Here is a 17050-nt window from a genome sequence, read left to right as displayed (position 1 = left end):
TGGCTGTGGTCTGGGGGGGGGGGGGGGGGGCCCGGCCCCGCGCCCCCCCCCCCACCCGCCGGGGAGTCGCTCAGTGCTTGTCGACGGCCGAGGCCCAGTCCCAGTTCACGCCCATCTGCTGGTACATGGTCGAGTACCCGACGAAGCAGTTGAACTTCTCGACCTTGCCGTCGTGCAGGTACCAGAAGTCGGCGGTCGGCACGTCTATCTTCGCGCCGTTCGGCTTGACGGTGCCCGCCGGCGACTGCAGCGGTCCCTCGAACGTGCCCTGGATGGCCAGCTCGATGCTGATCACGTCGCCGTTCACGGTGATCTTCTTGAGTTCGCGGTGGACGTCGGGGAAGAGGTTGGCCATGTAGGGCAGCACGTCGCCGAGCGCCTTACCCCGATAGGCCACGCCGGGGACCATGTCGTTGAAGACGCCGTCCTTGGTGAAGCTGTCGACGAACGTCTTGACGTCGATGCTGTTGCCCTCCGCCACCTGGTAGTCGCGCAGGACGACCGCGAGGTTCTGCCGCTCGTGCCGGGTGAGGTGGCGGTTGGTGAGCGGCAGCTTCGCCAGCTGGCTGGGAGTCAGGTCCGGGACCCCCGTACTGCTGTGGGCCGCCGCGCTCCCATGGGCGGGGCTTGCGGCCTGTGACGGCACTGCGGCGATGGACAGACCACTCAGGACAGCCACCGCGGTCGCGGCGGTGATCGACTTACGGCTGAGCAGCTTCATGTCGGGTTCCTCCAGGTCGGCTCTTGTGCGCCGTTAGTAATTCAAACGCTCGCTTAACCTTATGAACGGCCGTGGGAGCTGTCAAGCGACTGTTTGATTTCATTGACCGCACAGTCGGCGCGGTCGTGGAGGGGGTGGGTGTTGTCATGGAGGGGGTAGGTGTTGACAATGTACTCAAGCGTATGCTTGATTACATTCCATGACACGGGCGGAAAAGACGGACCTGCGCCGCGAGGCCGGTCAGCGCACGCGGGAAGGCCTGCAGACGGCCGCCCTTGAGTTGCTCGCGCAACGAGGCCAGGAGGGCGTGACACTCCGCGAGATCACGGAACGCGCCGGGGCCAACGTCGCCGCCGTGAGTTACCACTTCGGGTCGCTGAAGGCGTTGTGCAACTCCGCGATAGAGCACGCGCTGGAACAGTATCTGGACGCGCAGATCCTGGCACTGGGTCCGCTCGGCCCCGCCTCGACGCTCCAGGACCTGGCGGCGGCCTTCGCCCGGCCGATGATGCGCGCGCTGGCGGCCGGTGGACAGGAGCTGGCCATGATGCGGACCGTGGCGCGCGTCGGCATCGATCCGCCCGAGGGGTGGGAGCGGCTGACCGGAAAGTTCGACCGGAGTCGCCGGGAGGCACTCCGGGTGCTGACGGCCAACCTTCCCGGGATCGACGAGCAGGAACTGATCTTCCGTACGCGATGTGCGGCCGGCCTGCTGAACTGGCTCGCCCTGGCACCCATCGGCGCCGAGCTGGCCGCCATGCCCGCCGAGCGGATCGAGCGGCAGCTGGTCCCCGTGGTGGCCGGGGCGTTCCGCGGGGACGCCCCCACCGACCGCTGACCAGGCCGGAGGCCACCGGAATCCAGACAGCGTGCCGGGGCCGGACACGGCTCCGCCCCGGCGGGCGGCGTGCCTGCCGGGGCGGAGACCGTAACGAGGCGGCCCGGAGGGCCGGGCGGGCCTAGAGGGCCGCGAGGGCCGCGTTCCAGGTGGCCGACGGGCGCATGACCGCGTCCGCCTTGGCCTTCTCGGGCTGGTAGTAGCCGCCGATGTCGGCCGGGGAGCCCTGGACGGCGAGCAGCTCGTCGACGATCTGCTGCTCGTTGGCGGCGAGCGACTCGGCGAACGGCGCGAACGCCTTGGCCAGGTCGGCGTCGTCGGTCTGGGCGGCCAGCTCCTGCGCCCAGTACAGGGACAGGTAGAAGTGGCTGCCGCGGTTGTCGATGCCGCCGACGCGACGGGTCGGGGACTTGTCCTCGTTGAGGAAGGTCGCCGTGGCCCGGTCGAGGGTGTCGGCGAGGACCTTGGCGCGGGCGTTGCCGGTGAAGTCGGCGTACTGCTCGAAGGACGGCACCAGGGCGAAGAACTCGCCGAGGGAGTCCCAGCGCAGGTAGTTCTCCTTGACCAGCTGCTGGACGTGCTTCGGCGCGGAACCGCCGGCGCCCGTCTCGAACAGGCCGCCGCCCGCCATCAGCGGGACGACCGACAGCATCTTGGCGCTGGTGCCCAGCTCCAGGATCGGGAACAGGTCGGTCAGGTAGTCACGGAGCACGTTGCCGGTGACGGAGATGGTGTTCTCGCCGCGGCGGATGCGCTCCACCGACAGCTTGGTGGCCTCGACGGGGGAGAGGATCCGGATGTCCAGGCCCTCGGTGTCGTGCTCCTGCAGGTACTGCTGGACCTTGGCGATCAGCTGCGCGTCGTGGGCGCGGCCCTCGTCCAGCCAGAAGACGGCCGGGTCGCCGGTGGCGCGGGCGCGGGTGACGGCCAGCTTCACCCAGTCCTTGATCGGCGCGTCCTTGGTCTGGCAGGCGCGGAAGATGTCACCGGCGGCGACCGGCTGCTCGATCACGACGTTGCCGGCCGCGTCGACCAGGCGGACCGTGCCGGCGGTGGCGATCTCGAAGGTCTTGTCGTGGGAGCCGTACTCCTCGGCCTTCTGCGCCATCAGGCCCACGTTCGGGACCGAGCCCATGGTGGACGGGTCGAAGGCGCCGTTGGCCCGGCAGTCCTCGATCACGGCCTGGTAGACACCGGCGTAGGAGGAGTCCGGGATGACCGCGAGGGTGTCGGCCTCCTGGCCGTCCGGGCCCCACATGTGGCCGGAGGTGCGGATCATGGCCGGCATCGAGGCGTCGATGATGACGTCGGAGGGCACGTGCAGGTTGGTGATGCCCTTGTCGGAGTCGACCATCGCGAGGGCCGGGCCCTCGGCGATCTCGGCGTCGAAGGAGGCCTTGATCTCGGCGCCCTCGGGCAGGTTCTCCAGGCCCTTGAGGATGCCGCCCAGACCGTCGTTGGGGGACAGCCCGGCCGACTTGAGCGTCTCGCCGTACTTCGCGAACGTCTTCGGGAAGAAGACGCGCACCACGTGACCGAAGATGATCGGGTCGGAGACCTTCATCATCGTGGCCTTGAGGTGCACCGAGAAGAGCACGCCCTCTTCCTTGGCACGGGCGACCTGCGCGGCCAGGAAGTCGTTGAGCTGCGCGACGTGCAGCACGGAGGCGTCGACGACCTCGCCGGCGAGGACCGGTACGGACTCCTTGAGGACCGTGGTGGTGCCGTCCTCGGCGACCAGCTCGATCTTCAGCTTTCCGGCCTCCGAGATCACCGCGGACTTCTCGGTGGAGCGGAAGTCGTTCTCACCCATGGTGGTCACGTTGGTCTTGGACTCGGAGGTCCAGGCGCCCATGCGGTGCGGGTGGGTCTTGGCGTAGTTCTTGACCGAGGCGGGGGCACGGCGGTCCGAGTTGCCCTCACGCAGGACCGGGTTCACGGCGGAACCCTTGATCTTGTCGTAGCGGGCGCGGATGTCGCGCTCCTCGTCGGTCTTCGGGTCATCCGGGTAGTCCGGCAGCGCGTAGCCCTTGCCCTGGAGCTCGACGACGGCGGCCTTCAGCTGCGGGATCGACGCCGAGATGTTCGGCAGCTTGACGATGTTGGCCTCGGGCGTCTTGGCCAGGTCGCCCAGCTCGGCCAGGGCGTCCGGGATGCGCTGGTCCTCGTTCAGGTGCTCCGGGAAGTGGGCGATGATGCGCCCGGCCAGCGAGATGTCGCGGATGTCCACGGCGACACCGGCCTGCGAGGCGTACGCCTGGATCACCGGCAGGAACGAGTGCGTCGCGAGGGCCGGGGCCTCGTCTGTGTAGGTGTAGATGATGGTCGAGTCAGTCACCGGGTGCTCCGCTCCACGTCTGCAACATTGCTCGACATCAAGATATCTCGTGACCGGCCCTCGCTCGACAGGGGTCCGCGACTCGGAAGATCCGGTTGTCCGGTTGTCATACGACGGGCAACCGGATCGGTCCAAAGGGTGGTCAAGACGAATGAGCCACCGTCGACCGGCGGCCGGACCGACCAACCGGCCGCCCGAGCGAAAGCGGACCATGAGATATCGCACCAGAGTCACGGCCCCGGCGGCCGCCCTGCTCGGCACGGCGACCGTCCTGGCCGCGGGGGCCCCGGCCCTCGCGCGTCCCTTCTCCGCGGGGGAGAAAAGCGGCGACGCGAGGACCGGGGGCAGCACACCGGCCCCGGGCCCGGAGACCCTCGGCGACCCCGTCTACCCGGCCCTCGGCAACGACGGTTACCGGGTCCACGCCTACGACCTCGACCTCGCCTACGACGCCACGACCGGTCTGGTCGACGCCACCGCGACCCTGCGGATCCGCACCACCCAGGGCCTGTCCCGCTTCTCCCTGGACGCGCTCGGCCTGGACGTGTCCGCCGTACGTGTGGACGGCCGGGAAGCCGCCTTCGAGCGGGCGGACGAGAAACTGCGGATCACCCCCGCCCGGCCGCTGCGCGAGCGGGCCGACGTCACCGTGTGCGTGACCTACACGGCCGACCCGCGCCGCACCCTCCCGCACACCGCCTGGGTGCCTACCCCCGACGGCTTCGCGATCTGCCCGCAGCCCAACTCCGCGCACACCGTCTTCCCGTGCAACGACCACCCCTCGGACAAGGCGGACTTCACCTTCCGCCTCACCGTCCCGAGCGGCCTGCGGGGCGTCGCGAACGGTCTGCTCACCTGCACCGAGAACCTCCCGGGCGACCGTACGGCGTACTCGTACCGCTCCCGCTCGCCGATCGCCACCGAACTCGTGCAGATCACCGTCGGCGACTACGTGGTCAAGGAGCGGCCGGGCCCGCACGGCCTGCCACTGCGGGACGTCGTCCCCACGGCCCGCGCCGCCGCACTGGAACCGGCGCTCGCCCTCACCGCGGGCCAGGTCGCCTGGCTGGAGGACCGGCTGGGCGCCGCCTTCCCGTTCGAGACGTACGGGCTGCTGCCCTGCAACTCCGACGACCCGAACGCCTTCGACTTCACAGGGCTGGAGACTCAGACCCTGACCCTGTACAAGCCGAACTTCCTGCTCCAGGAGGAGGCGAAGATCGGCTCGCACATGATGCACGAGCTGGTCCACTCCTACTTCGGCAACCTGGTCTCCCCCGCCACCTGGGCCGACCTCTGGCTCAACGAGGGCCACGCCGACTTCTACGGGCTGCTCTACCGCTACGAACGCGGCTGGCCGGACTCCCTGGGCCTCACCACCATGGAGGCCCGCATGAAGGACACCTACGCGCGCGGCGACCAGTGGCGCCACGACTCCGGCCCGGTGGCCGCCCCGAACGAGGTCAACCTCTTCGACAACCAGCGCTACCTCGGCGGCGTCCTGGTCCTCTACGCCTTCCGCGAGCTGGTCGGCGAGGCCGCCTTCCACGCGGTCGAGCGCACCTTCCTGGACCGCTTCCGGCACCGCTCGGCCTCGACGGAGGACTACATCGCGGTCGCCACGGAGGTCACCGGCCAGGACCGGGCGGGCTTCCTCCGCGACTGGCTCTACGGCACGACGACCCCGCGCATGCCCGGCCACCCCGACTGGACGGTCACCCCGGTCACTCCGACCCCGGCCGTCCCGCACAGCCTGCGGGGCGGCCACCACCACGACAACTCGGCCACGCTCTCGACGATCTGAGCAACGAGCAGGGGGTCAGTCGGTGTGCGGCACACCCGCGGGCATCTCGTCCGTGACGCGCTGCTGCGGGATCACCACGGCCCCCTGCTGGAGCGCCACCGTGCGGGCCGGCGCCGGGATGCGGATGCCCTCCTCGCGGTAGCGGCGGTGCAGACGCTTGATGAACTCGTGCTTGATCCGGAACTGGTCGCTGAACTCGCCGACACCGAGGATCACCGTGAAGCCGATCCGTGAGTCGCCGAACGTGTGGAAGCGGATGGCGGGTTCGTGGTCCGGGACCGCGCCGGTGATCTCGGTCATGGTCTCGGCGATGACCTCGTGCGTGACCCGCTCGACGTGGTCCAGGTCGCTGTCGTAGCCCACGCCCACCTGCACCAGGACCGTCAACTGCTGCTCGGGGCGCGTGTAGTTGGTCATGTTGCTCTTGGCCAGCTGGCCGTTGGGGACGACCACCAGGTTGTTGGAGAGCTGGCGGACGGTCGTCTGCCGCCAGTTGATGTCCACGACATAGCCCTCCTCGCCGCTGCTCAGCTGGATGTAGTCGCCCGGCTGGACGGTCTTGGAGGCGAGGATGTGGATGCCCGCGAAGAGGTTGGCCAGGGTGTCCTGGAGGGCGAGCGCGACCGCCAGACCGCCCACGCCCAGGGCGGTGAGCAGGGGCGCTATGGAGATGCCCAGCGTCTGGAGCATCACCAGGAAGCCGATCGCCAGCACCAGCACCCGGGTGATGTTCACGAAGATCGTGGCCGATCCGGCGACCCCGGAGCGGGACTGGGTGACCGACTGCACGAGTCCGGCGACCACCCGTGCCGCCGACACCGTCACCGCGAAGATGAGCAGTACCTGGAGGAACTGGTCGGTGTGGTGCTGGACCGTCCTCGTCAGCGGCAGGACCGCCGCCGCGGCCGCCGCGCCGCCCGCGAGCGCCGCCCACGGGACCACCGTGCGCAGCGCGTCCACGATGACGTCGTCACCGCTCCAGCGCGTCCGCTTCGCGTGCCTGGCCAGCCACCGCAGCATCCCGCGCGACAGGAACGCCAGCAACAGGCCCGCCGCGAGGGCGATTCCGGCCAGGACCAGGTCATCGACGGTGAGCGCTCGGTTCACCGGTTACCTCCCATTCGATCGTGCAACCGCTCATCCTGCCGTATCCGCACGGAGGTTCGTACCGGCGCCCGCCCGCCGGGACTGTGCCGAATCTGTCAACTTGCTGTCGATGTGGGGGACGTGGCTAGCGCGGGGGCTCCTGGGGGACTTGGCTTCTGCGCTGGCTCACCCGCACGTCTGCTCCGGCCCCCACCCCCCATCGGAAGGCAGGCACTGTGCACCAGGAACAGCTCGACTATCTCGTCGTCGGAGCCGGTCCCGCCGGACTCCAGCTCGGTCGGCTCCTCCAGGCCGCGGGGCACCACCACCGCATCCTGGAGAGCGGCAGCACACCGGGCACGTTCTTCCGCACGTTCCCCCGGCACCGGCAGCTGATCTCCATCAACAAGGTCCACAACGGCACCCAGGACCCCGAGCTCAACCTCCGGATGGACTGGAACTCGCTGCTGTCCGACGATCCCGACCTGTTGTTCAAACGCTATTCCAAGCGCTACTTCCCGGCCGCCGACGACCTCGTACGCTATCTCGCCGACTTCGCCGAAGCGTTCAAACTGGACATCGCCTACGACACCCGGGCGGTCCGCATCACCCGCGACGACACCGGGTTCACCGTCACCGACCAGCACGGCGCCGAGCACCGCGCCCGCCGGCTGGTCATGGCCACCGGTGTGTCCCGGCCCTACATCCCCGACGTCCCCGGCATCGAGACGGCGGAGCCGTACCCGGACGTCTCCGTCGACCCCGACGACTTCACCGACCAGCGGGTCCTGATCCTCGGCAAGGGCAACTCCGCGCTGGAGACTGCTGACAACCTTGTCGAGACGGCCGCCGTGATCCACGTGGCGGGACCGCACTCGATCAAACTGGCCTGGAACACGCACTTCGTCGGCCATCTGCGGGCGGTCAACAACAACTTCCTCGACACCTACCAGCTCAAGTCACTGAACGCCCTGCTGGACGGCAACGTCGAGGCGATCGAGCGCGAGGGCAGCCGTTATCGCGTCCGGTTCAGCTTCTCCCGCGCCGACGAGGTCGTGAAGGAGCTGGTCTACGACCGGGTGATCGTCTGCACGGGCTTCCGCTTCGACGCCTCGCCGTTCGACGCGGAGTGCCGACCCGAACTCGTCATCAAGGACCGCTTCGCCGCCCTGACCCCCGCCTACGAGTCCGTCAACGTGCCCGGCCTCTACTTCGCCGGAACGCTGATGCAACAGCGCGACTTCAAGAAGTCCACCGGCGGCTTCATCCACGGATTCCGCTACGCCGTACGGGCGTTGAGCCGCATCCTCGACGAGCGCCACCACGACCGGCCCTGGCCGCACCGCCCGCTCACCACCGACCCGGCCGCTCTCGCGGACGCCGTGGCGGCGCGCGTCAACCGGAGTTCGGCGCTGTGGCAGCAGTTCGCCGTGATCGGCGACCTGATCGTCACGGCGGACGACGGCACGGCCCGGTACCACGAAGAGGTCCCCGTCGACTACGCACACATCGGCGAACTCACCCGGAACCGGGACTACTTCACCATCACACTGGAGTACGGCCCCGACCACGACAAGGTCGACCCCTTCGACATCACCGTCCGCCGCACCGCGCAGAACTCGGTCGACGACGCCTTCGACGCGTCGTACCTCCACCCCGTGGTCCGCCACTTCCGCGACGGCGCTCTCCTCGGCACCCACCACCTGGCCGAGAACCTGGAGAACCACTGGGACGACCCCGACGTCCACCACGCCCCGCTCACCGGCTTCTTCACCCGTGAACTGGCGCCCGGAGCGCAGACCGGCGCGGCGGTGAGGCGGCCGTGATGTTCAGCGCGAAGGACTTCGAGACCGCCGCCCGGGACCGACTCGACCCCGTCCACGCCGACTTCGTCGCCGGCGGCGCCCGTGACGAGATCACCGTACGGGCCAACGAGGAGGCGTACACCCGGCTGCGGCTCCTGCCCCGCGTGCTGCGCGGCCGCGCGGTGCCGGACCTGGAGGTCACGCTCTTCGGCGGGCGGGCCCGGACGCCGGTGCTGCTGTCGCCCACCGCCTTTCACCGACTCGTGGACCCCGAGGGCGAGTTGGCCACCGCCCGGGCCGCGGCCGCCGCCGGGGCCGTCATGATCGCGAGCATGGCGTCGACCGTCGCCGTCGGGGAGGTCGCGGACGCGGCCCGCGCCGCCGCGCCCGGCGAGACCGTACCGCTCTGGTTCCAGCTCTACCTCCAGCCCGACCCCGGCATCACCGAGGCCCTGGTCCGCCGGGCCGTCGACGCCGGCTGCACCGCCCTGGTCGTCACCGTCGACTCCCCGGTGCTCGGCGCGAGCGAACGCAACCGGCGCAACGGCTTCCACGACCTGCCCGCGGGCCTGCGCTGCGAGAACCTCGTCGACCTCCGCGACGGCGAACGCGGGCACGTCCGCCAGATCGAGATGTCCCCGGAGTTCTCCTGGGACCACATCACCCGGCTCCGCGAGATCACCGACCTGCCGATCGTCCTCAAGGGCGTCCTGCACCCCGAGGACGCCCGGCTCGCCGTCCGCCACGGCGTGGCAGGCCTCCTGGTGTCCAACCACGGCGGCCGCCAGCTCGACACCGTCCCGGCCACGTTGGAGGTCCTGCCCGAGATCGTCGCGGCCGTGGCCGGACGGATCCCCGTCCTCCTGGACGGCGGGATCAGACGCGGTACCGACGCGGTCAAGGCGCTGGCGCTCGGCGCACGGGCGGTGGGCATCGGCCGCCCCGTGATGTGGGCGCTGGCCGCCGACGGGGAGAAGGGCGTACGGCGGCTGCTGGAGCTGCTGCGCGAGGAGATCGAGGACGCCCTCGCCCTGTGCGGAGCGGCGGGCCTCGACGAACTCACCCCGGATCTCGTCCGCCCGGCCTGGTCGGGACGGCACTTCGGCGGAGCGGCCTTCGGCGGAGCGGTCTACGGGGGAGCGGTCTCATGAGCGCCGCCGGATGGGCCGCCGTCGCGGCCGCCCTCGCCCTCGCGGCGAGTCTGCCGTACTGGCTGCCGCGCGCGGTGGTCGCCCTCCGCGTGCGCATCTTCGCCCGGGTCAACGGCGAGGAGGGCATACCCGCCCCCGGCCGCGAGGTGCCCGCCGAGGAGTTCAAGCAGGTGTACGGCCACCCGGCCGCCAACGGCCGCAGCCGGGGCGCCGCCCTGTCCGACCTGTTCTGGTACTGGCTCTCGCCCGGCCCGGAGGTCCACCAGGAACACCTGGAGCCCGGCCCCCGCTACGACGACGTGGCCCGCACCACCCGGCAGATCCTCGCCGGACCGTCCCGCGCCGAGTGGACCGAGCTGGTCGGCCGCTGCACCCGGCGGGTGCTGGACGAACTCGGCGGCGAGAAGCCCCTGTTCAGGGTGCGGCTGCGCGATCTCATGATGCCCGTGTGGGCCGAGGTCTACTACGAGGTCGTCTTCCGCAGCCCCTGCCCGCGCGAGGTCCGGGACCTGATCACCGGCAACGCCGACGACGTCGTCAGCGCCCTGAAGTGCACCCGGCTGCGGCACCTGGACCGCCGGGCCCGGCTCACCGCGTACCTGCGCGAGCGGCTCGCCCACGACCCGCCGCCGGTGCCGCTGCCCGCGCTGCTCACCGAGCGGGAACGGGCGTACTACCTCCAGGGCACCTTCTTCAACACGGCAGTGGTGCAGATGTCGGAGGCGACGGCCCACCTGCTGCTCGCCCTCGCCACCCACCCGGAGGTGCAGCAACGCCTGAGGACGGCCGCCGAGCCCGACTACCTCGACCACGTCGTCGACGAGACCCTCCAGCACTTCCCGCTGTTCGGCGTGGCACACCGGATCACCACGGGTGAGATCCCGCGCGACGGTCGTCCCGCCATCCCCCCGGGCTCGGTCCTGCTCTTCAACTACCCCGAGTACCAGCGCTCGGGCACGGCCGAGGCCGAACGCTTCGACCCCGACCGCTGGCTGTCCAGGGACACCCGGCCGACCGCCTCCATCCCGTTCGGGGTCGCCGCCAACCGGCCCTGCCCGGCCCGCGGTTTCGCCGTGCTGACCATGCGGGTCGCGGCCGAGGAGGTGCTGCGGCGGTTCCGGCTGGAGTCGTCCGCCGAGCACACCCGTTCGCTGCCCAGCCGCGGTCCCTGCCTCCTGATCCCGCGCGAGGACACCGGATCGCCCCGGCTGCGGCTCGCGGCGATGCGGCTCGCCGACCACTGGGCGAACGTCCCGCGCAGCCTCACCCAACTGGTCCTCGGCACCTACATGGTGTGGGACGCCCGCCGCCAGGGTCTGTGCCGCACCTACTTCGCCGCCGCGCCCGGCGGTTCGTCCCCGTCCGTCGTCGGCAGCCGGTGAGGGGGCGACGTCATGACACCCGTGGAGCTCGCTCCCCGTTTCTTCGCCGCCGTCGTCGTGATCCTGCTGGCCTGCCGGCTGGTCGTCGCGATCGCCGGCCGCTTCGGCCAGCCGCCCGTGGTCGGCGAGATGATCGCCGGCGTCCTGCTCGGACCGTCCCTGTTCGGGCTGGTCGCCCCGGGCGCGTCCGACGCGGTCTTCCCCGCCGAGCTCAGACCGGTGCTCTACGTGGCCGGGCAGATCGGCCTGGTGGCCCTGATGTTCCACGCCGGATACGAGTTCCGGGCGCACGCGGGCCGCGGGCTCGCCGGCACGGCGGCAGCCGTCTCCGCGGCCGGGATCACGATTCCCCTGGTCCTCGGTGTGGGCCTGGCACTCGTGGCCCGCGGACACGTGGACATCTTCGTCGACGGCGTCCCGGTCTGGATCACGGCGGGTTTCGTCGGCGTGGCCCTCGCCATCACCGCCTTCCCGATGCTGGCCCGCATCATCACCGAACGCGGACTGGCCGGCTCCCGCTTCGGCACCCTCTCCCTCGCCTCGGGCGCCACCGACGACGCCGTCGCCTGGATCATGCTGGCCGCGGTCCTGAGCGCCGCCTCGGGCGCCCCGGGGCAGGTGCTGACCACCGTCGGCGGTGCCCTGCTGTTCGGGGCGGTCCTGTACTTCCTGGGGCGCCCGCTGCTGGCCCTGATCGTGAACCGGCCCGGACTGCGCGACGACACCCGGCTCCTCGGCACGGTGGCGGTGCTGTTCGGCGCCGCCTGGTTCACCGATGTCATCGACCTGTACGCGGTGTTCGGAGCCTTCTGCGTCGGCATGGCCATGCCCCGCGGCGAGGCCGCCGAACGCCTGGTGCGGACCACCCAGTCGGTGACCCAGGTGGTCTTCGTCCCGATGTTCTTCACCTACTCCGGGCTCAACACCCGCTTCGACGTGTTCGCCGACCCCACCGTGCTGGCGTTCGGCGCGGCGGCCGTGGTCCTGGCCGTGCTCGGCAAGTTCGGCGGCTGCTGGGCGGCGGCCCGGCTCAGGGGCGAACCGCCGGAAGTGGCGGTCCGCGTCGGCGCGCTCATGAACGCCCGCGGGCTCATGCAGCTCATCGCCCTGAACGTCGGCCTGGCCGCCGGCATCGTCAGCGACGCCCTGTTCTCCGCACTGGTGCTCGTGGCCCTGGTGACCACCGTGATGACCGCCCCCGTCCTCTCCTGGCTCGACCGGCGGGACGCGGCCGGGACACCGACCGGACCGACGACGGAGCAGGGCCAGGAGGTGGTCCGTACATAGCACGCGACCGGCCCCGACACCCTGCTCGGTTGACGCAGCGCACCGCCCGGCGGCAGGCTGTCGCGCAGTGATCGTCAGGGAGGCTCGATGACAGGTCCGGTGCTCGCCGTCGACCAGGGCACGTCCGGCACCAAGGCCCTGGTGATCTGCCCCGAACGGGGCGTCATCGGCACCGGATTCGTCGCCGTACGGACCCGGCACCTGCCCGGCGGCCGGGTGGAGGCCGACCCCGTGGAGCTCTACGAGTCGGTGCTCGTCGCCGGCCGCCGTGCGCTCGCCGAGGCCGGTGAACCGGTGACCGCGCTCGGCCTGGCCAACCAGGGCGAGACCGTCCTCGCCTGGGACCCCGGCACCGGGCGTCCGCTCACCGACGCCATCGTCTGGCAGGACCGCCGGGCCGAACCGGTCTGCGCCGAACTCGCCGACCACGCCGAGGAGTTACGCGCCCTCACCGGCCTCCCGCTCGATCCCTACTTCGCCGCGCCCAAGATGGCCTGGATCCGCCGGCACCTCACCACCGAGGGAGTCGTCACCACCACCGACGCCTGGCTGGTCCACCGGCTCACCGGCGCCTACGTCACCGACGCCGCCACCGCGAGCCGCACCCACCTCCTCGACCTGGACCGGGTGCAGTGGTCCTCCCGCGCCCTCGACCTCTACGGGCTGTCCGCCGAACACCTCCCCGAGATCGTCGACAACGCCCAGCTCGTCGGTACCACCAAGGAGTTCGGGGACAAGATCCCACTCACCGGCCTCGCCGTCGACCAGCAGGCCGCCCTCCTCGCCCAGCGCATCACCGGCCCCGGCGCCGCCAAGTGCACCTACGGCACCGGGGCCTTCCTGCTCGCGCACACCGGCGACACACCCCGGCACAGCAGCTCCGGACTGGTCGGCTGCGTCGCCTGGCGCCTCGCCGGAGAGGCCGCCTACTGCCTGGACGGCCAGGTGTACACCGCCGCCTCCGCCGTGCGCTGGCTCACCGACCTCGGCGTGATCTCGGGCCCCGCCGACCTGGACCGGGTGGGCGGCGCCGTCCCCGACGCCGGCGGTGTCACCTTCGTCCCCGCGCTGGCCGGGCTCGCCGCGCCCTGGTGGCGCGGCGAGCTGCGCGGCTCCCTCACCGGGCTCGGCCTCGACACCGGCCCCGGGCAGCTGGTGCGGGCCCTGTGCGAGGGCCTCGCCGCCCAGGTGACGGAGCTCGCCGAAGCCGCCGAGAACGACCTCGGCACCCCGCTGGCCGCCCTGCGCGTCGACGGCGGCCTGACCCGCTCGGCCCTGCTCATGCAGACCCAGGCCGACCTGCTGCAACGCCCCGTCGAGGTGTCCACGCTGCCCGACGCCACCGCCCTCGGCGTGGGCGCGCTGGCCCACCTCGGCAGCGACCCCGTCGACTTCCTGCCCGACGGCCGGCCCGCCGCCGTCTACGAGCCGCGCATCTCCGCCGCCGAGGCCGCCGACCGCCTCGGGGTCTTCCGCGCCGCCGTCGCCGCCCTGCTGGACGGGCCGGTGGCCGGAGCGGGCTCGGGAGCGCCCCGGTGACGGTCACCGCCGCAGGACCCCTGCCCGGCGTCCCGTACGACGTGACGGTCGTCGGCGCCGGGGTCGTCGGCACCGCGATCGCCCGCGAACTCGCCCGCCACCCGCACCTCAGGGTCGCCCTCGCCGAGGCCCAGGACGACGTCGGCCAGGGCACCTCGAAGGCCAACACCGCCATCCTGCACACCGGTTTCGACGCCCACCCCGGCACCCTGGAGGCCCGCCTGGTCCGCGACGGCGCCCGCCTCCTCGCCGGGTACGCGGCCGAGTCCGGCATCCCGGTCGAGCCGGTCGGCGCGCTGCTGGTCGCCTGGGACCCCGAGCAACTGGCCGCCCTGCCGGACCTCGCACGCAAGGCCGTGCGCAACGACTGCCACGACACCGCCCAGCTGGACGCCGCCGAGCTGTACGCCCGCGAACCCCACCTCGGCCCCGGCGCACTCGGTGCCCTGCACGTGCCCGGCGAGAGCATCGTCTGCCCGTGGAGCACCACCCTTGCCTACGCCACCCAGGCGGTCCGAGGCGGCGTCGACCTCCACCTCAACACCCGCGTGACGGGAGCGAGCCGAGACGACGGCGTGCACACCCTCACCACCTCGCGCGGCCCCCTCCACACCCGTCACCTCGTCAACGCGGCCGGCCTGCACGCCGACACCCTGGACCGCCTGCTCGGCCGGCGCACCTTCACCGTCACCCCGCGCCGGGGCCAGCTCATCGTCTACGACAAGCTCGCCCGCGACCTCCTCCGGCACATCCTGCTGCCGGTCCCCACCGCCCTCGGCAAGGGCGTCCTGGCGGCCCCCACGGTCTACGGCAACGTCCTGCTCGGCCCCACCGCCGAGGACCTGGACGACCGGACCGCCACCCAGTCGACCGCGCAGGGGCTCGCGGCGCTGCGCGAGAAGGGCCGCCGGATCCTGCCCGCGCTCCTCGACGAGGAGGTCACCGCCGTCTACGCCGGCCTGCGCGCCGCCACCGAGCACGACGACTACCGCATCTCCGCCCACCCCGACCGGGCGTACGTCACCGTCGGCGGCATCCGCTCCACGGGCCTCACCGCCTCGCTCGCCCTCGCCTCCCATGTCACCGGACTGCTGCGGGACTCGGGCCTCGACCTGAGGAACCCCGTCGACCTGGAACCGGTGCGCATGCCGAACCTCGGCGCGGTCTTCCCGCGTCCGTACCAGCAGGGTTCTCACGTCGTCGTCTGCCACTGCGAGCACGTCACCCTCGGCGAGATCCGGGACGCCCTCGCCGGGGACATCCCGCCGCGCAGCCTGCCGGGCCTGCGCCGCCGCACCCGGGCCGGGGCGGGCCGCTGCCAGGGTTTCCACTGCGGGGCCACGGTGCGGGCGCTGTTCGAGAGGGCGGGCAGACCGTGACCGCGGAACGCCAGGTCGACGTCCTGGTCGTCGGTGCCGGTCCCGCCGGTCTCGCGGCCGCCGCCCGGCTCGCCCTCGCCGGAGCGGGCCGGGTGGAGGTGCTGGAGCGGGAACAGGAGGCCGGGGGAGTGCCGCAGTACTGCGCCCACGGCGGGTTCGGCACCTGGACCCGGCCGTTGAGCGGAGCGGCGTACGCCCGCCTGCTCGTCGAGGCGGCCGCGCGGGCGGGAGCGGTGGTCCGTACGGGGGTGACCGTGCTGGACTGGGCCGGGCCGCTCGGCTTCGCCACCGTCGGCGTGCGCGGCCCGGAGACGGTCACCGCGCGGGCGGTGGTCCTCGCCACCGGCGCCTACGAACGCCCGCGCGCGGCACGGCTGATCCCGGGCACCCGGCCCGCCGGGATCCACACCGGAGGAGAGCTTCTGCAGGCCGTGCACCGCTACCGGCAGCCGATCGGCGAGCGGGCGGTGGTGGTCGGGGCCGAGGACGTGTCGTACGTGGCGGCCGGGACCGTGCGGGCGGCGGGCGCCGAGGTCGTCGCGATGGTCACCGAGTTGCCGCGCGCCGGATCCCTCCGCGCCCTGGACGCCCGGCTCCGCTCCCGCGTCCCGCTGCTCACCGGCACGACGGTCACCGAGATCCTCGGGCACGGGCGGCTGTCCGGTGTGCGGATCCGGCACCGCGACGGGCGGACCGGCGTCCTCGCCTGCGACACCGCCGTCTTCACCGGGGACTTCGCAGCCGAGGACGAGCTCGCCCGCCGGGGCCGGATCGCCCTGGCCGACAGGCCCGTTCCGTACACCGACCGCCCGGGGGTCTTCGCCGTCGGCGGTCTGCGGCAGCCGGGACTGGACGTCCGGGCGGCGGCCCGGGAGGGCGTCGAGGCGGGCAGGGCGGTGCTGGAGTGGCTGGTCAGTCGCCCGTGAAGGAGCCGTGCCGGCCCGCCCCCGCCGCGAACCGCGCCGCGCCCTCCAGGCCTTCCGACAGCACGGCCATGCCGTGACGGATCTCCGCGCCCATCGCCGCCGGCTCGGCCAGCCCCTCCTGGTCCAGCACCGACGCGCGGTCGCTGCGCAGGCAGGCCTGGGGGAAGGCCGCGACGGACGCGGCCAGTTCCTCGGCCGCCTCGCGGGAGCGGCCGGGCGGGACGAGCCGGTTGGCCAGGCCCATCGCGTAGGCCTCCGGGGCCGGGACCGGGCGGCCGGTGAGGATCAGGTCCATCGCCCGGCTGGTGCCGATCAGCCGGGGCAGCCGTACCGTGCCGCCGTCGATCAGCGGCACGCCCCAGCGGCGGCAGAACACGCCGAACACCGCGTCCTCCTCGGCGACCCGCAGATCGCACCACAGGGCCAGCTCCAGGCCCCCGGCCACGGCGTGCCCGGCGATCGCCGCGATCACCGGCTTGGAGAGGCGCAGCCGGGTCGGGCCCATCGGGCCGTCGCCGTCCGGCGCCACCCGGTTGCCGTGCCCGGCGCCCATCGCCTTGAGGTCGGCGCCCGCGCAGAACGTGCCGCCCTCGCCCCACAGCACCGCCACCAGCGCCTCGTCGTCCGCCTCGAACTCCCGGAAGGCGGCGGCCAGTTCGGCCGCCGTCGGCCCGTCGACCGCGTTGCGCACCTCGGGCCGGGAGAGGACGACCGTGGTGACGGGACCCTTGCGTTCGAGACGGACCGGCATGCGTTTCCTTCCCTCGGGAAGGCCACCCCGCGTCAGATGACCT

12 protein-coding genes and 1 pseudogene are annotated in these 17050 nt (G+C 72.1%); 9 read left to right on the top strand and 4 right to left on the bottom strand.

Annotated features, from left to right (window positions below; translation table 11 throughout):
• Positions 1–70: 70 nt before the first annotated feature.
• Entirely contained in the window at positions 71–721 is a 651-nt protein-coding gene (locus tag ABT137_RS35245; protein WP_351715200.1) for a nuclear transport factor 2 family protein, read from the bottom strand.
• Between the two features lie 199 nt (positions 722–920).
• Between ABT137_RS35245 and ABT137_RS35240 the strand changes: the two genes are divergently transcribed.
• Positions 921–1559, top strand: coding sequence for a TetR/AcrR family transcriptional regulator (locus tag ABT137_RS35240; protein WP_351715199.1), 639 nt, complete (start codon positions 921–923; stop codon positions 1557–1559).
• A gap of 121 nt (positions 1560–1680) precedes the next feature.
• Here the strand turns inward: ABT137_RS35240 and ABT137_RS35235 are convergent, their stop codons facing one another.
• Positions 1681–3897: an NADP-dependent isocitrate dehydrogenase gene (locus tag ABT137_RS35235; RefSeq protein ID WP_351715198.1), complete on the bottom strand. Its 2217-nt coding sequence runs from the start codon at positions 3895–3897 to the stop codon at positions 1681–1683.
• 211 nt (positions 3898–4108) lie between these two features.
• Between ABT137_RS35235 and ABT137_RS35230 the strand changes: the two genes are divergently transcribed.
• The gene (locus tag ABT137_RS35230; RefSeq protein ID WP_351715197.1) at positions 4109–5701 is read left to right on the top strand and encodes a M1 family metallopeptidase; all 1593 of its coding nucleotides are present in this window, start codon (positions 4109–4111) and stop codon (positions 5699–5701) included.
• A gap of 15 nt (positions 5702–5716) precedes the next feature.
• Here ABT137_RS35230 and ABT137_RS35225 read toward each other — a convergent pair whose 3' ends face one another.
• On the bottom strand, positions 5717–6808 hold the full coding sequence (locus ABT137_RS35225; RefSeq protein WP_351715196.1) for a mechanosensitive ion channel family protein: 1092 nt from the start codon (positions 6806–6808) through the stop codon (positions 5717–5719).
• Between the two features lie 215 nt (positions 6809–7023).
• On the opposite strand from ABT137_RS35225, the gene ABT137_RS35220 reads away from it, so the two are divergent.
• The 7 genes and pseudogenes from ABT137_RS35220 to ABT137_RS35190 form a co-directional block, all read left to right on the top strand.
• The gene (locus ABT137_RS35220) at positions 7024–8613 is read left to right on the top strand and encodes an NAD(P)-binding domain-containing protein (RefSeq protein ID WP_351715195.1); all 1590 of its coding nucleotides are present in this window, start codon (positions 7024–7026) and stop codon (positions 8611–8613) included.
• Positions 8613–9743, top strand: coding sequence for an alpha-hydroxy acid oxidase (locus ABT137_RS35215; RefSeq protein WP_351715194.1), 1131 nt, complete (start codon positions 8613–8615; stop codon positions 9741–9743). The genes ABT137_RS35220 and ABT137_RS35215 overlap by 1 nt, the downstream gene beginning before the upstream one ends.
• Positions 9740–11125, top strand: coding sequence for a cytochrome P450 (locus ABT137_RS35210; protein WP_351715193.1), 1386 nt, complete (start codon positions 9740–9742; stop codon positions 11123–11125). Before ABT137_RS35215 ends, ABT137_RS35210 begins: the two co-directional genes overlap by 4 nt.
• A 12-nt stretch (positions 11126–11137) precedes the next feature.
• Complete coding sequence (locus ABT137_RS35205; RefSeq protein WP_351715192.1) at positions 11138–12412, top strand: cation:proton antiporter; 1275 nt, start codon at positions 11138–11140, stop codon at positions 12410–12412.
• A gap of 87 nt (positions 12413–12499) precedes the next feature.
• Positions 12500–13951: an FGGY family carbohydrate kinase gene (locus ABT137_RS35200; RefSeq protein WP_351715191.1), complete on the top strand. Its 1452-nt coding sequence runs from the start codon at positions 12500–12502 to the stop codon at positions 13949–13951.
• Positions 13948–15330 carry an FAD-dependent oxidoreductase gene (locus ABT137_RS35195; protein ID WP_351715190.1) on the top strand — a complete coding sequence of 461 codons (1383 nt, stop codon included), beginning with the start codon at positions 13948–13950 and terminating at the stop codon, positions 15328–15330. The genes ABT137_RS35200 and ABT137_RS35195 overlap by 4 nt, the downstream gene beginning before the upstream one ends.
• A pseudogene (locus tag ABT137_RS35190) lies at positions 15327–16241 on the top strand (FAD-dependent oxidoreductase); the annotation flags it as partial. The gene ABT137_RS35195 and the pseudogene ABT137_RS35190, both read left to right, overlap by 4 nt.
• A gap of 1 nt (position 16242) precedes the next feature.
• On the opposite strand, the gene ABT137_RS35185 reads toward ABT137_RS35190, so the two are convergent.
• Positions 16243–17007, bottom strand: a complete 765-nt coding sequence (locus ABT137_RS35185; protein ID WP_351715189.1) for a crotonase/enoyl-CoA hydratase family protein — start codon at positions 17005–17007, stop codon at positions 16243–16245.
• Between the last annotated feature and the right edge of the window lie 43 nt (positions 17008–17050).

This window comes from Streptomyces sp. NPDC001980, assembly GCF_040296885.1.
Taxonomy (GTDB): domain Bacteria; phylum Actinomycetota; class Actinomycetes; order Streptomycetales; family Streptomycetaceae; genus Streptomyces.
Note: the sequence above shows the minus strand (reverse complement) of the source record. Positions and strands in the feature narration are given on the sequence as shown.